Below are 16151 nucleotides of genomic sequence, written 5' to 3'. Positions count from 1 at the left end.
TGAGGCCATTACCTTGATCATATTTCCGGCTGCATAATTTTATTCCAGCAGAAATACATGACATCAGTTAATATATCGATAAATCCTTGAGCTTTTTCGTAAGAATACTCATGGGTGATAATTTCAAAAAACGGCGTTAAGGCAGTACTGTAAATCAAATGAAGCTGATCGTCGCTTAAAGGCCGGATATTGATTCCATGTTTTTTAAAATCATCAATAACTTTTTTACATGCTGTAACATCCGCCATTACAAATTCATGGCGGATATTTTCGTATTTTGTTCCTGTCGCACGGTTAAACAGCAGTTTAAATTCATCAAAGCGGCTATAAACAAGATTATACAAATTCCATATCGATGTGCGTATAACTTCTTTTATCGCTGCCCCATTTTCTGTTTTGAATAGCTCGACTACGGTTTCGGAAAAATCGGTGCCGATACTTAACGTTTGTGCAATGAGCGGCTGCACGAGCGCTTCAAAAATTGCAGCCTTTGACGGAAAGTGTTTGTACAAAGCACCTGCCGTTATTCCCGTCATTGCTGCGATGGAACGCATTGATGCTTTTTCAAAGCCTTTTTGTAAAAACTCTATTTCTGCATTTTTGAGAATTTCAGTATAAGTATCGTGCTTTTTTTTCGATTCTTTCATTACTGATAGTATAGATTGCCGTTTGCAAATTGTTAAGAGGGCAACTTTCTTAACCTCAATCCTCACTCAGCGTTTTATGCTGCAACAGCTGCATCGTCCGGCGGTTGAACCATGAAAGGGAACCGTCATAGTTTACACTGACAATGTATGTATCCGTCATCAACGCTTTACGAGGAAGGGCGTAATCCCGCGGAAGCTGCCGAATCGTTCGCCGCCTTTTATCATAATAACTCAGCTGATTTTTCCCGAGGTTGGTCAGCACTGCGTATCCGTCATCGTAGAGTGAAGCGTGTAAGTTTTCATCCCCGTATGACAGTGCCGCGGTAAAACTGCTGCGGGCGGGATGTACCGTATCGATCTTCATGGTCATTAAATCGGTCTGAGCCGCCTTCTCTGTTTTTAACCGAAAACAGGAAAACGTATTTTTTACTTTATTATTTGCCTGTGCAGAAAACGCAATGTCTCCGTCCATATTAAGCGGAATGGTTTCCCCTGTCCTAATATCGATAAGAAGGAGCGGCTGGCGGATAATACCGCCGGTACTTTTAGTGATAAGCACATAGGTATCGTCAACCTGTACGGCATCTTGCAATCCGGCAGCTTGATACGTAAATAACTGCGCACCGCTTTTACCATCCAGTAAGACAAGCCCGCTAAATGCCCGCACCGCCGCGATAGTATCTTTATACACCGAAACCGAATTCAGCCGTTCCCGCGGGCGGTAGAGAATAGCAGGTATTTGACCTTCTTCTGCATAATATAGCGGCACATTTTTTTCTGCAGACCAAAATAAAAACCCGTTGCCGTATACCGTACACCGTTCTCCCGAAACGGATTGGATGACAGGCTCCGGCTTATCCGTCGGAGAAGCAGCGGCATAGAGCGTCGAACCGCTCAGCATATAGATTTTGGAATCCTTTGTGCATATATCGCTCACTTGAATTGAAGTGTCGATATTCAACTCCGTCAGCGAAATTGCCGCATCACTATTCTGCTTTAACCGGTATAGTCTACCGTCATCGGTTCCGATAACAACCGTCGAGTCAACATGCCTGGCAGCTGTAATAGCGGCCGGATACGGAAGGCTAAAAGCAGGAGATTTCTTATTCCCCTGAGATAAATGCCATGTTTGCCGCGTATCGCCTTTTTCAATCCACACCGGTAAGCTATCCGTAATTTTCCCTGCAAACAACGCCGAATGCGCAGGATAGTTTTCCAGTACCTCACCTGAAGCAGCTTTCACAACTACGACATTCCCGTTTTTATAGCCGATAATCTGCGTGTAATTCTTAATAAGCTCAGGACTTTCCAACCGATCCTCTGTCTCGTATTGGGTAAGAATAGATTTTTTCGCAATATCGGCATACACAAGCCTGCCGGTTTCCCCATACGTTACAATGCTTTTTTCACTCGGCCCCGTTGCTGCAAGCAGCACAATTCCCGGCGGACGCGGATACACTTTTTTTACATTTCCGTTGATATCAAGAACCGTAATACCTTCCGTCGAGGCAGTTCCGATAAACAAATATGTCCCTTGCGCCGACCACGATAGGGAGAGGACTGAGCTGGCAAAACGTTTTGCATACAGCTGTTTTTTTGTTTGCCAATCCCACAGAGAAATTTTATGAATGCTGAAACCGTCTGTTTCATAGACGGCAACCATCGCTTTTTTAGGATGTGCAGCTATGCACTTGACCGGCATAGCCGAAACCTGCCACGTTTCGGGCTTCATCGTTCCATACGGAAATCGAGTGATAAAACCGTCTTTTCCTGCAGCAAAAAAAGAACGCGTCACAGAAGAATCGGCAATAGCAGTTACGCCCCCCTCAAATCGATGAGCAATGCGTGCCCGTTCCAAACTGTTTTTTAAAGAAGGGTCTTGCCCCCGTACTCCGTTTTTTTGCGTATTAGGGATGTTTTCATCAGAATCGGATTCAGCCTCTGACTCAGGGTTATGAGAATCTTCGGTATCAGAAGTGTTTTTATCGGTAGGAGATGCAGTATCATCCGATTCTAAGGGATCAGGTTTCGATTGTTCATCGGGAGCAGTTTGTCCGATTTCAAAAACCGCAGATTCGGAGTCTCCTGGAGATGTCACGATATTGCCGGTTGTCTGAGCTGCTGCACTTGCAAGGAAACATATAAACAGGAACAAAAACGAAAATCGTTTAAATTGCCGTATCATGATCATCTCCTTCAGCATGAATATTCTTATAGGAAAGATAAGGACCGAGCCATAAGGCTTGAAATACCTCTTTGTGCTTTTTCGCTTTACGATCCGCTTCAATCGAACGGTAAAGATTCAGAGGAATACGCATTACTGCAACTTCTTTTTCCCGTAAGCCATGCACATGAAATTCAATAGTATCATCGTGGAGTTTTTCAAACAGGATTTGAATTTGCTTACCCTTAATATTCTTTCCGTTATCCAGCAAAAAGAATTTTACCGCTTCCACAATTTCCGGATCCAAGCCGGAATCAAGTACGGCAATCCGATCCGCAAGTTCAGGATAACCGATAACGGGCGTTTGTCCTTTCTTCAGAAATTCAGTCTTTAATTTTTTATTATTTTCCGCATCAATTCGAACCGCACCTGCACAAAAAGCAAGACATTCCATACGCTTCTTTTCGGGTACAAACAATAGCGTTATTTTTTTCGATTTCCACACAAATTCCGTTTCAAGCTCGATGTTGACTTTTGAATGGCAGGACGGACATATAAAAGACAAAAAAGAGCCTTTCTTTATATCTTCTTTGATTGCGGGACGGGCATCAAGATCAATTGTTTTTTCATATTCCACATCAAACGAACAGTCACACTTACAGGTAATTTTTTGCATAGTTTTTTCCTTATTTCATAATATATAAGATATCCGCCCAGAGCGCAAAGAAAAAAAGTACCGCGATAAAGGCGACTCCTACAAACTGTAGGTAATATAAAATGCGAGGAGGTATTTGCCGGCGGACGATACATTCGACAAAGGCAGTAAAGATCAATCCGCCGTCTAGAATGGGAATGGGCAAAAGGTTCATTAAAAAAAGAGACACGCATATTACCGCAACAATTTCAGCGATATTCACAAAGCCCGCCCGTACATTCTCACTAAAGCCGTCTGCTGCAAGACCGCCGATCATCGAACTGATTCGTACCGGCCCCGCAACCGCTTCGGTCATACTCACCCCTTTAAACAAAAGCCCGAGGCTTTTCAGCGTAACAGCCATCAGCCCTCCTGTTTGCACTATCCCTTGGCGCAAACTGGTAATAAAATCGGTTCCTTTCTCGGTTACGGTGATATAGGTCCAATTCAAACCGAGATCGACACTGCCGTTTTCCGTGCGGACAAGGTTTACCGGCAGCTCAATCCGCTCTCCGTTGCGGATAAGCTCAAAAAGCGCGGTCTTTTGCGTATAGTCGCGGAAAAAGTATATCAGCGCCATCTGATTATCGAGCGCCGTCCCGTCAATGCCGGTGATACGGTCGCCTGCTTTTACTCCTGCTAAATCGGCAGCGGAATCTTTCCGTACAGATGCAACTTCGAGCGGCACATAACGGTAAATACCGACCTGCCCCGCACCGGTCTTTTTATTCAAATCAGGGCGTATAGTCATACTGAGCTGTTCGCCGCCCCGTTCAATAAGCATTGTGAGCGATTCTTCGGGATGAAGCGCGATAATCTGCTGAATATCAGCGAAGTTCGCTATCTTTTGATCGTTGATTTTGAGAATACGATCGCCTATCTGTAGACCGGCTGTCCGCGCAGGCGATTGGTCGCTCGAATCGAGGCGGTACACCGGCACGATACGGTTATCAGTGGTGTAGTATGTCCTGCCGAGTCCGCTTATCATAGCAAGTGCGGCGGCGGCAAGCAAGAGGTTGGCAAAGGGTCCCGCAAACGCTATCAGTATCCGCTTAAAAGGGTGCGCGGCAAAAAGGCTCCCCTCTTCCTTGGGAACACTGGGCAGTTTTTTTTCGTATGCCTCTCTAAACGCGTGTTCGCCCTTCATGCCGCAATAGCCGCCGAGGGGAATCGCCGACAGCCGGTAGTCGGTCGCACCGAACTTTTTATGCAGCAGTACCGGCCCCCAGCCGATGGAAAAGCTTTCTACCGACACTCCACAGAGCTTAGCAGCGATGAAGTGCCCCAGCTCATGGATAAATACGACAATGCCGAGCACCGGCAATCCGATCAAAAATTTTAACATCTATATAGTCCTTTGCAGGGTAACCGCATCAGGTTATTTTTTTTACACCCCGCAGCATAAATAGGGTTGTTCAACCTTCCCTTTTGAAAATATGCATACCGTCTACTTCGTTGCTACACAAAAATAAATGCTCAACGTACAACAAGTACACCTGCGCTTTATTTTTGTTCGCGCCTTGTATCCAGTACCACTATTTTCAAAAGGCTAACGAAAAAGTTTGTTTTACCAGACATAAACTCACTTATTCTGCGATTCTTATTTATTTATCTGATTCGTTTTCCCTTCTCTTCTAAAATAAACTGTATCAAGGAGTCTGCGCGGCGGCGGGCGGATTCGTCGATGCGCATAACATCCGTTATATCCTTCGGCGCGGCGCTCCAATCTTCCTGCATCACCTGTGCGGTAATCTCCGCAAGCTGAACGAAACGCAGCTTACCGTCCAAGAACGCCGCGACCGCCTGTTCATTGGCGGCATTGAATGCTATCGGATATCCTGCCTTTTTACGGGCGGCGGTAAACCCGAGCGATAGCATCGGAAAATCCTCCGTCCGCGGCGGTTCAAAGTGCAGATCTACAGGCTTGGTAAAATCGAGCGGTGCAAGATAAGGCGGCGGCTCTTCAGGATAGCTGAGCGCAGCAAAAATAGGATTGCGCATATCGGGCGGAGAAAGCTGTGCATAGATTTCACCGCCGGTAAGCTGCACCATCGAATGTACAATACTCGACGGATGCACCACAACGGTAATACGGTCGGCAGGAATATCAAAAAGATGCACCGCTTCGATTACTTCCAAAGCCTTATTGGCAAGCGAAGCGGAATCGATGGTAATCTTAGCGCCCATCGTCCATGTCGGATGCTTCAGCGCATCCTGTAATGTCGCCTCTTGAATACGCTCCTTCGTCCATGTCCTAAACGGACCGCCGGAAGCGGTAATAATCAAGCGTTCAATAGCCTCCCGCCCGTGTGCTTGTATTAAACTGTAAATGGCTGAATGTTCGGAATCTACCGGTATAATGAGTGAATGATACTTTTCGGCTTCTTGTTGCAAAAGATGCCCCGCCATCACAATACTTTCTTTATTCGCAAGAGCGAGTGTCCGGTGTGTCTTAACCGCAATGAGAGACGCCTGTAACCCTGCTGCGCCCGCGATGCCGTTCACCACAATATCGGCGTGAGTTTCGGTGAGAAACCGTTCAAGACTGCGATGCTTTGCATCATACCAAATACTAACGGCAGAATCCGTTACTGTAAAATCGTTGAAATGAAATTCGGCACGTAAGGCATCCAATACATCGGTCTTGGTGTGCACGGAAACACCGGCAAGTTCAAAACGGTCTGAAAACCGGCGTATAATATCGATAGTATTTTGTCCGATTGTTCCGCTCGCTCCGAGCACGATTATTTTTTTCATTATTTTGCCCTATATCATGAGGCATCTAAAAACAGATGGTTCATTTTCCGAGATGCCGAACTTTTAAAGATGCTTTTATACCCCAATGAAAAATCGATAGCAAAGATAGAATACCGGCGTAGCAAGTAAAATAGAATCAACACTGTCGAGGATTCCGCCACGTCCGAGTATGAGCGCTCCGGAATCTTTTACCTCAGCAGAACGCTTAAAAATAGATTCGATAAGATCCCCGATTATAGCTGCCAAACCGGTACAAAACCCCGTTAACAAAGAGCCGCTGAGACTCTTCCCAAAGTTAGCAGGGAACAGCTTAAAGGCAAGAAAGCCGACCGCAGTTGCAGCGGCAGCCCCGCCGATAAAACCTACGATGCTTTTATTCGGACTTGCCGGTACAAAGCCACGGTTTCCCTTCCCAAACAACATACCAAAGAGCCACGCAAGCGAATCACAGGAAAAAACCATCAGTAAAAACATTGCGATAATATTAGAAGCGTCCGGCCAGCGTGTCATAGCTGATAGAAACATGACCAAAATTCCGGGATAAAAAACAATAAATACGGCAGAACACACACGCTGAATACTTTTTTCAAACGGTTTTGAAAAAGAATAAAAAGTTTCAACAAAAAATATAAAATAAAGAGCGCCGATACCAACCAAAACCATCCCAACGCGGGATAAAAGCCCAAGTATAAAAAAATATGCAGCCGCGGGAATAAGCATACCGGCAAATAAAACAATCGGTATCGAGTATACGGCAATTTTTCGGGAAAACATAGTACGGATTTCTATGATCGAAAGCGCCGTAGCAATAAATATTTCGAGATGCAACACCAAAAAATGTTGATACGGCAAAAAATATACCGAACTGATTACAAGAGGCAAGCCGACGACAAACATTATTATCCGTTCAATAATCTTTTTCATACGATCCTTCCGAAGCGCCGTGTACGTTTACTGTAAGCGTCCAATGCTTCCATCAGATGGGCAGGCGTAAAATCCGGCCACAAAACATCCGTACCGTAAAATTCGGCATACGCGGTTTGCCATAATAAGAAATTACTTAAACGCTTTTCTCCGCCGGTACGAATAACAAGATCTACAGGGGGAACACCGGCTGTGTCGAGCAACTGTTCAAAGGAATCTTCCGTAAGGGTTTCAAGCTCTCCAATGCTCAGTTTTTTTATTGCACGGATAATTTCATCTTTACCACCGTAGTTGATGGCAAGCTGCATCGTTGTTCCCGTGTAGTGTTCCGTTTTTTTCACTATATCGGTAATCTCTGTTTGAATTGCACGCGGCAGCGCCGCTGCATCACCGATATGTCTCACTTTAATATTATTTGCAGCATAAAAGGCGAGCTCCGCACGGAGATGTTGTTGAATGAGCCCCATCAAAAAACCGACTTCTTCCTCCGTGCGTTTCCAATTTTCCGTCGAAAACACATACAGAGTAATGTATGGTATATGCAAATCGGCAACAGCTTTGACAATCCGCTTTGCTGCTTCCAATCCTTCTCGATGTCCTTTTGTACGAGCTAACCCCCGCTGCTGAGCCCATCGCCCGTTGCCGTCCATAATGACGGCAATATGCTGCACTATCATTAACCTTCCATAATTTCTTTTTCTTTTTCTGCAAGGAGCTTATTAATATCGTTGATATGAGCATCCGTTGCTTTTTGGAATTTTTCTTCGGCTGCTTTTAAGGCATCCTCGCTCAACAAACCGTCTTTTTGCTGCTTCTTTGCCTCATCAATACCGTCACGCCGAATATTGCGAATCGCTACACGACATTGTTCGGCAAAGTTTTTCGCTTGTTTTGCAAGCTCTTTCCGGCGTTCTTCGGTAAGCGGCGGAATCGCAATGCGGATAAGTTTACCGTCATTGGCAGGGTTTAACGAAAGTTCCGATTTCAGGATGGCTTTTTCGATTTCTCCCAACAACGATTTATCCCACGGCTGAATAACAACCAAGCGCGCTTCGGGAATGGAGATACCCGCAACTTGATTGAGCGGTGTCGATTCCCCGTAGCAGTCCACCCGTATCTTGTCGAACAAAGAAGCAGAGGCGCGGCCTGTCCGAAGGGCGTTAAAATCGTCTTTTAACGCCGCAATCGACTTCTTCATTTTTTCTTCATAGACACTATGAATATCGCTCATATCCGCCCTCTATTGGCCAAGCTGCCACAATACAAGCTTTGAAAGACTGATATTCGCACCGAGCTGCTTTCCGACTTCCTTCATTTTTGCCGTCACGGAAAGCTTATCATCCTTAACAAAGGCTTGTTCAAGGAAGCATATCTCGGCTAAATGCTTATTCAGCTTTCCTTTTACGATTCCTTCTTTTACATTGTCAGGCTTCTGTAATTCGGCAACCTGTCCGCGGAATACTTCGAGTTGCTCGTCGATATAGGCAGCATCGACATCTTCTTTCTTTACATAGAGCGGGGTAAATGCCGCTGCATGGAGGCAGCAGTCATACGCAAATTCCTGAAATACTTTGTCGGCAAATACGTCGGTCTTATCGGATTTTAACATGACGATAACGCCGGTCTTTTTGTCGGAGTGGACATAATGCGCAATGTATTCATCGCTGCCTGCTTGTACGGCAGTTAAGCGCCGTAAGCCCATATTTTCGCGTACGCGTGTGGCAAGGTCGAGTACCATATCGCTCAATTCTTGTTGAACATCGGTATAGCCTTTTGCGAGGGCTGTTTCTGCAATTTTATCGCCGACTGCGATAAAATCGGCATTTTTTGCGACAAAGTCGGTCTCACAGGTTAATTCCGCCATCACTGCTTTAGAATCGGCGGTTTTAACGACGATGATACCTTCGCTGGTCGCGCGGCTTGCACGCTTTTCAACAGCAGCAAGACCTTTTTCTTTTAAGAATTTCTCAGCCTCTTTTGCATCACCGTTACATTCCTGCAGAGCTTTTTTACATTCCATCATACCGGCGCCGGTTTTTTCGCGCAGCGCCTTTACGTCAGATGCTTTTATTTCCATAACTGTTTTCTCCTTAAATCTTTGTGCATAGTAAGATGCCGCCGAAAGTATGCACATCTTTCAGCGGCAGGTTATACGTTTTTTAGCGGTCGCCGTACAGTTCATCTTCATCAATTAAAGAACTGCTTCCATCATCCGAATCTTCTTCATGATCGTTCTTTTCTGAAGGGGTGTAGTTGGAATAATCGGTAATCTCTTCATCTTCACGATCTTGATACGGATCGATATTGGAATCACTGAATCCTTCCTCTCCGTCTTGCAGATTTTCGATAATCTTGAGACCGCTTTCGTTATCAGCTTCGATAACGGCATTGGCAATAATCTGAGTGAACAAAGAAATCGAACGGATAGCATCATCGTTACCCGGAATCGGATAGTCGATACCTTCGGGGTTACAGTTTGTGTCAACTACTGCGACAATCGGGATTCCCATGCGGCGGGCTTCGCTGATTGCGATAGTTTCTTTCCGTGTATCGATGATAAAGATAATGCCCGGGAGATCTTTCATCTCTTTGATACCGCCGAGGTTCTTTTCGAGCTTGGCTTTTTCTTTCTGCAGCACGGCGACTTCTTTTTTAGTCAGGCTGTCAAAAGTGCCGTCGTTTTCCATTTTTTCAATTTTCTTAAGACGAGCGAGGCTTTTTTTGATGGTAGAAAAGTTTGTCAGCATTCCCCCGAGCCAGCGGTTATTAACATAGAACATACCGCAGCGTTCAGCTTCTTTTGCAATGGTTTGCTGTACTTGTTTTTTAGTTCCAACGAATAAGACGGATTTTCCTGCTGCGGTTGTCTTCCGTACCGCGTCATACGCCTCACGGATTGCAGTGATAGTTTTCTGCAAATCAATAATGTGGATACCGTTCCGCTCCGCAAAAATGTATTTTTTCATTCGCGGATCCCAGCGCTTTACCTGATGTCCGAAATGAACACCGGATTCAAGCAGGTTTTTCATGGTTACTACTGCCATGGTTACTCCTTCACGAGCTTTTTAAGCCCATCCTTCTCTATTTCTCTAAAAATGCATTCAAGGCGTTTCTGAAAACGTAGTGAGATTTTAGAAATTTTCCTCTGCATTTTAGGATATTTGCACGGCTGCTGTTCTTAGGTAAAACTGTAGCCGTGTTCGGTCAAAATATCATATAATTCATAAATAGGCAAGCCTACAATTCCGCTGTATGAACCCTCTATTTTTGTAATAAAACAAGCTGCGGTTCCTTGTATACGGTATCCTCCTGCAGCCCCCTGCCATTCCCCGGTACTCAGGTACCAATCGATTTCAGCCTCTGATAATGTCTTAAAAAATACGTGAGAACTACTGATTCGGGTTGAAATGTGCTGTAATTTTTCGTCATAGCAACAAATCGCCGTTATAACCTTATGCGCCGTATTTGAATACGATTGCAGCATCTTACGGGCATCATCAATATCGGCAGGTTTACCCATGTGCGTACCATTAGAAAAGATAAGTGTATCGGCAGATATAATCCACGGTGTATTGATTTTTAGCGGCGAACGGAGCACTGCTTCAGCCTTCCGCAATGCGATCTGTTCTACTGCTTTTTCGGGAGGAAGATCGGAGGCGATGGATTCATCGGCCTCCGACGGGATACTGATAAACGGAATGTTTAAACGCTTAAGGATGTCCTGCCGCTGGGGTGACTTTGATGCAAGAATAATCGGTTCCATTCACAACAGTATACGAAAGGAAGAATAAAAAGACAAGCAGGACAAGAAATTCGAATTAAGCGCACAAACACAATGCAACAAAGATATTGCCCAAGGAGTCTCTACAGCTTAAAAGCAATCCCTAACCGTGCGGTAAAATTGTTTGCCAAAAGCCCCGATGTCATCTTTTTAATATCCTTCGCGCCATCCTTGAAGTAAACAGAGAGGCCGGCATTTGTATAATATTGCTGGTTAGACACCTGTACGAACGAAAGATTATCCGTAACGCCTGCAAAAATACCTACATGAGGCAGAAAGTAAAAACTTACCCCGACATTAAGGCCGAGTCCCAATAAACCAATGAGACGGTCTTCTGTCCAGTTAGCCAAAAGTAATGTGCCAGCCGGAATATCTCTCGTTGTTCTGATGAGGTCAAATCCTACACCGCCCCCAACAAACAAATTGATGGGAGAATCTTTAAAGAAAGTTCCCCCATAGCCAAGCTGTCCGTTAAAAATAAACGAATTGTTCTTTAATGTTCCCCCGAAATTTTTTATATCATCGATACTAATTTTACGGGGAAGTCCCACATTCAGGGTAAGATACGCACCGCTTATTCTAAGATCCGCTCCTAAGGTATACATATTATAGCCGTCGTGAAAGAACTTATTATAGTCGTTGAATATTTCTTTTATCTGTGCAGATGCATTGTTAATGGTATCTTTATCATACTTTGTCCACACGTTGAAATTCATAAATCCGACAGGACTCACTTGTGCCGAAAAATCGACTCCATCGGAAAACACGAGCGGCGCCATAAGTGTTAAACCGATCAACATACATAAAATCTTCTTTTTCATAACACAACCCTCCTTAAAGTTTTATGACTACTATAATGCAGTACTCTCTGACACCCCAATTCGTTTAGATCAGAGAGACAACCCCATACCTACTTTAATTCGCGCTGAACGCGTTGCACAACATAATCGATAACACCCTCAAGCGGCATATTCATCGACTCTTTATCCGAACGGAACTTAAATTCAATATCAGGCAGTTTCTTATCGCTGATAACAAGCCGGATAGGCAAGCCGATAAGATCCATATCCTTGAACTTGACCCCCGGACGTTCTACACGGTCATCCAGCAATACCTCAATACCGCGAGCTGTGAGTTCATCGTGCAGCCGGTCAGCAACAGCCTTCATGGTTCCTTCATATTGTATCGGTACAATACCGACATGATACGGGGCAACACTCATCGGCCAGATAATTCCGTTATCATCGTGATGCTCTTCGATAATCGATGCCAGAGCACGGTCGATACCGATACCGTAGCACCCCATTAAAGGGTACTGCTGTTGACCGCTTTCGTCAAGGTAAGTCATATTCATACTTTCAGTGTATTTTGTACCGAGTTTGAAGATATGTCCAAGCTCATTGCCTTTTTTGCTGTAAAACGGTGTTTTGCACAAGGGGCAAAGATCGCCTGCCTTTACGACACGGACATCGCACACCATCGCGGGAGTAAAATCCCGTTTCGGTTCAACATGAACATAGTGCATATCTTTTTCCAACGCACCCGCAACGGCATCATGCATCAGCATGACACTTTCGTCAGCCAATACGGGAGCCTTGGTTAAGCCGACAGGACCGGCAAATCCGACTACGGTACCCGTAATATCTTCAACATCCGCATTAGAGGCAAGTTCAACTTCCGCGGCCTTGAGTACTGCCGTTAATTTTGCTTCGTTTACTTCCAAATCACCGCGGATACACACTGCAACAAACTCCGCGTCGATAACCTCGGAATCCTTTACACGATAGATTAAGGTTTTGATGAATGCTTTCGGCGAAGTGTGCAAAAACGCAACTAATTCTTCTATTGTGCGGGCATCGGGTGTCGGCAGCTTCGTGCATTTTTCCGCTGTTTCGGGAAGTTCGGTGTAGGGATCGGGTGCACAGGCAGCCTTTTCTTCGTTTGCAGAATAGCGACATTGCGGGCAGAGGATGAGCGTGTCGTCCCCGATGGCAGATTCAATCATGAATTCCTCGGAGCCGCTGCCTCCCATAGAACCGGAGTCCGCCCGAACCCGTATAATGCTTAAGCCAAAACGGCGGAATATCTTTTCGTATGCTTCGCCGAATGCACGGTAGGTTTTATCAAGACAGTCAGCGTTTGTATGAAAGGAATACGCATCCTTCATCGTAAATTCACGGGCGCGCATTAACCCGTAGCGCGGACGAATTTCATCCCGGTATTTTGTATTAATATGATATACGGAAAGCGGATAATCCTTGTACGAACCGAGCTCGTACCGCATCAGGGCGGTAAACGATTCTTCGTTTGTCGGGCTGACAACGAGATCTTGACCGAGGCGGTTTTTCATCCTTAAAAGCCCGTCTCCCATCGTGTACCAGCGCTTGGACTCTTGCCAAATCTCGCCCGGAGCAACAACCGAAGCTTTACACTCCAAACATCCGGTAGCGTCGATTTCCTCCCGTACGATATTTTCAACCTTTCTGAACACGCGTAAACCGAGCGGCAGATAATTAAACAGCCCGTTCCCCAATCTACGGATCATTCCGGCGCGTAATAATAATTGATGACTGACAACGACTGCTTCCGCAGGTGTTTCCCGTAATGTGGGAATAAACGTTTGAGATCTTTTCACACTATGCCTCACTCAGGGTAATCTCATCAGACTCTTTTTACAACCCCGCAGAATAATATAGGCCGTTCAACCAGAGTTTCGCCGCTTCACGGCTCAAATGGTCGCCCAGCCTATATTATTCTGCGATTTTTATGTATATACCTGATGTGATTACCCTTCTTCTAAAATAAACTGTGCGAAATTTTAGAAAAATTTCGCACAATAAGGAATGCAACCGCTTGAAATATCTCCGATACGGTTGCCCTGATACCTCACTGCCTTAAACCAGAGTGGAAGCATATAGAATTTCTTTTTTTATGTAAAGTAGAGCATATAGAGGCTAACAGGGATTCCGCACGAATAAAAACATGCGGAGTCCCTGCAACACGAACAAACTGTCCGCGTTGGGAAATGACTACCGGCTACTCTTGCCAGACTAAGCGGAAGCCTCTGATAGGATCAGCTCCACTGGAACCTTTTGATTTTCGCTTGCCGGTCATGCAATCGTATACAGCTTGTCCGGTACTTTCAGACCAGTTGCCGCCGCGTACTACCCGTTGCGTCTCATAGTCCGGAAAAGGACCGGTAGGATAGGCATTTGTACTTGCATTTATGGTTGTATATAAATCCCAGCACCATTCTGCAACATTGCCACTCATATTGTGCAGTCCCAATTTGTTGGCTGTTTTGTCTCCGACATTTGCTCTACCAGGTACGGAGGGACTTTGTGATGCAAATTCCGTGCCGTTCCACCATTTATTGAAAACTGCAACACGGGTGGTTTCTGCGCATAAGGTTTCATAACTTTCACCGGACGGCATTGCCATACCTTCAAAGCCAACAGGCTTTGTTGCACCGCTTGCCGAATTCAAATTGGTTAAATAAACAGTACCGTATTGTTCGGCATTGGTGCTGTCGTTACCCTGCCAGCGGGCAGCGTACTCCCACTCGGCTTCCGTCGGCAAACGGAATCCTTTTTTAGAAAAATCGCAATATGCTTTATCACCATGGAAAGCCTGTTTTATGACCTTCCCCGATGGCGATCCGTCGCGGTATACGCACTGTTCCGTGTTTCCGAATTTCATCTCGGTATATGCATTACACCACGCTATGCAGTCGGTCCAGCTTATGTTTGCCATCGGCTGATTAGCTTGGGTAGGAGTATCGTCGTTTTTAGGGTCAAATTCAAACAAATAACCGTTCCTTTGAGCCCATTCGCACACTTCATTCCATATTTGCACACTAACTTCGTATTTACCTATAGTATAGGCATTTAAATTGACTGTGCGTCCATTGATAAATACGCCTTTCCATGAAGCGTCGGCAGTTGGCAAGGTATACGAAACGGCATGTCCGGTAATACCGCCTGTAGGAGGCGTTACCTTTACACCGTCGGGAACGGGAACTTGTTGTGTTATCGCATATATGTCGGTGTCTTCTTCAAAATCATCAATGTCAAACAGCTCTTTTCCGGTTGTGCTGCCTTTTTTCCATGTGGCAAACACATAGCCTGGGGTACAGGTTATCTTAGTTTTTGCTTCGTCTTTTATTTCTCTCCATTTTACGCCATATGGCTTTGTGATTGTAGGCGACGCACCGAGCTGCACATGACCATCTCCTTTTATCGTGATGGTAACATCTGTCGGTCTTGTTTCGACGTATATCGTTGTTTTGCCTCTAAATTGAAAGTTATCGTAAAATTCGATACCGGTTTTACTGCCTTTTTTCCATGCAAGTATGACAAAACCGGGTTTTTGACTAACTTTATCCATAACTCTGGTTTTTATTTCGCTCCATTTTGTGCCCTTAGGTACATACATTTCGGCAGGAGAAGTGATATCAACATGCTCTCCTTTAATGGTAAGCTGTATATCTACCGGTTTTGTTTCTATAAAGACGGTAGTATTGGCATTAAACGAAGTTATATAGCTGTCATCCAAAACCTGCCCTGAAGCATTGCTAAGACGCCAGTTTTTAAGCTCATAATGAGACTTATATTTTTGTATTTTCGTTTTTGCAAGCGCTTCGATTTCATCCCAGTGCTTGCCCGGAGCCACTTCAAATGTAGGATCGGCTTTTAATATAACCCCTGCGTCTCCCTCAACTGTTATCATAATCTTAGAGGGCAGCGGCGTTGTGATCTGTTTTGTTACAACAAAAACGGTTGTATTTGCATTAAAAACATAGTCAGCAATTAAATCATGACCGGCAGCATTGGTAAGTTTCCATTTGTCGAGTCCGTAATGTTCGTTGTAGTGGTCTATCTTATCTTCCGCCAATGCTTGTAATTGGTGCCAGGTTTTTCCTTTATCTGCTGTAAATGTTTTTTCCGCTTTAAGCGTAACGTGTTCATCTCCCGCAACTGTTATCATTATTTGTGTAGGTGTCGAACTGCCGCCGCTTCCGCCCTCCTCCTGTGGGGAAGACGGGGGTAACGGCTGCGGCTCCTTGGAGGGAGTATTGGGAACTTTACATCCTGCAAAAAATGCAGCAAGCGTTATCACCGCTGCTATAGTCAATAGTATCTTTTTCATAAGCTCTCCTCGTATAATCGACCTGTTCGATAACTG

At 45.0% G+C, this 16151-nt stretch carries 14 protein-coding genes; all 14 read right to left on the bottom strand.

From position 1 onward, the window contains the following. Nucleotides 1-17: 17 nt before the first annotated feature. The 14 genes from QI63_RS10745 to QI63_RS10680 all read right to left on the bottom strand — a co-directional run bounded on the left by QI63_RS10745 (nt 18) and on the right by QI63_RS10680 (nt 16115). The gene (locus tag QI63_RS10745; RefSeq protein ID WP_044016284.1) at nt 18-647 is read right to left on the bottom strand and encodes a TetR/AcrR family transcriptional regulator; all 630 of its coding nucleotides are present in this window, start codon (nt 645-647) and stop codon (nt 18-20) included. A gap of 55 nt (nt 648-702) precedes the next feature. Further along, a complete protein-coding gene (locus tag QI63_RS10740) occupies nt 703-2832 on the bottom strand; it encodes a WD40 repeat domain-containing protein (RefSeq protein WP_044016282.1) in 2130 nt (709 codons plus the stop codon). Further along, complete coding sequence (locus QI63_RS10735; RefSeq protein WP_044016280.1) at nt 2816-3487, bottom strand: CpXC domain-containing protein; 672 nt, start codon at nt 3485-3487, stop codon at nt 2816-2818. The genes QI63_RS10740 and QI63_RS10735 overlap by 17 nt, the downstream gene beginning before the upstream one ends. Nucleotides 3488-3497: 10 nt before the next feature. Further along, entirely contained in the window at nt 3498-4850 is a 1353-nt protein-coding gene (locus tag QI63_RS10730; RefSeq protein ID WP_044016278.1) for a site-2 protease family protein, read from the bottom strand. Nucleotides 4851-5113: 263 nt separating this feature from the next. Then, nucleotides 5114-6262, bottom strand: a complete 1149-nt coding sequence (dxr, locus tag QI63_RS10725; RefSeq protein ID WP_044016276.1) for a 1-deoxy-D-xylulose-5-phosphate reductoisomerase — start codon at nt 6260-6262, stop codon at nt 5114-5116. A gap of 75 nt (nt 6263-6337) precedes the next feature. Further along, the gene (locus QI63_RS10720; protein ID WP_044016274.1) at nt 6338-7186 is read right to left on the bottom strand and encodes a phosphatidate cytidylyltransferase; all 849 of its coding nucleotides are present in this window, start codon (nt 7184-7186) and stop codon (nt 6338-6340) included. Beyond that, complete coding sequence (uppS, locus tag QI63_RS10715) at nt 7183-7863, bottom strand: polyprenyl diphosphate synthase (protein WP_044016272.1); 681 nt, start codon at nt 7861-7863, stop codon at nt 7183-7185. The genes QI63_RS10720 and uppS overlap by 4 nt, the downstream gene beginning before the upstream one ends. Continuing rightward, nucleotides 7863-8417, bottom strand: coding sequence for a ribosome recycling factor (frr, locus tag QI63_RS10710; protein ID WP_044016270.1), 555 nt, complete (start codon nt 8415-8417; stop codon nt 7863-7865). The genes uppS and frr overlap by 1 nt, the downstream gene beginning before the upstream one ends. Nucleotides 8418-8426: 9 nt before the next feature. Continuing rightward, nucleotides 8427-9263 carry a translation elongation factor Ts gene (gene tsf / locus QI63_RS10705; protein ID WP_044016268.1) on the bottom strand — a complete coding sequence of 279 codons (837 nt, stop codon included), beginning with the start codon at nt 9261-9263 and terminating at the stop codon, nt 8427-8429. Between the two features lie 82 nt (nt 9264-9345). Then, entirely contained in the window at nt 9346-10230 is an 885-nt protein-coding gene (gene rpsB, locus QI63_RS10700; protein ID WP_044016267.1) for a 30S ribosomal protein S2, read from the bottom strand. A gap of 134 nt (nt 10231-10364) precedes the next feature. After that, nucleotides 10365-10949 (bottom strand): Maf family protein, encoded by a 585-nt coding sequence (locus tag QI63_RS10695; RefSeq protein WP_044016265.1) that lies wholly within the window; start codon nt 10947-10949, stop codon nt 10365-10367. Nucleotides 10950-11050: 101 nt separating this feature from the next. Beyond that, a complete protein-coding gene (locus QI63_RS10690; protein WP_044016263.1) occupies nt 11051-11788 on the bottom strand; it encodes a DUF2715 domain-containing protein in 738 nt (245 codons plus the stop codon). Nucleotides 11789-11877: 89 nt separating this feature from the next. After that, nucleotides 11878-13602, bottom strand: coding sequence for a proline--tRNA ligase (locus QI63_RS10685; protein ID WP_044016261.1), 1725 nt, complete (start codon nt 13600-13602; stop codon nt 11878-11880). Nucleotides 13603-14003: 401 nt separating this feature from the next. Continuing rightward, on the bottom strand, nt 14004-16115 hold the full coding sequence (locus tag QI63_RS10680; RefSeq protein WP_044016259.1) for a formylglycine-generating enzyme family protein: 2112 nt from the start codon (nt 16113-16115) through the stop codon (nt 14004-14006). Between the last annotated feature and the right edge of the window lie 36 nt (nt 16116-16151).

Source organism: Treponema sp. OMZ 838, from assembly GCF_000775995.1.
Taxonomy (GTDB): Bacteria; Spirochaetota; Spirochaetia; order Treponematales; family Treponemataceae; genus Treponema.
This window is presented reverse-complemented; position numbering and strand designations above follow the sequence as displayed.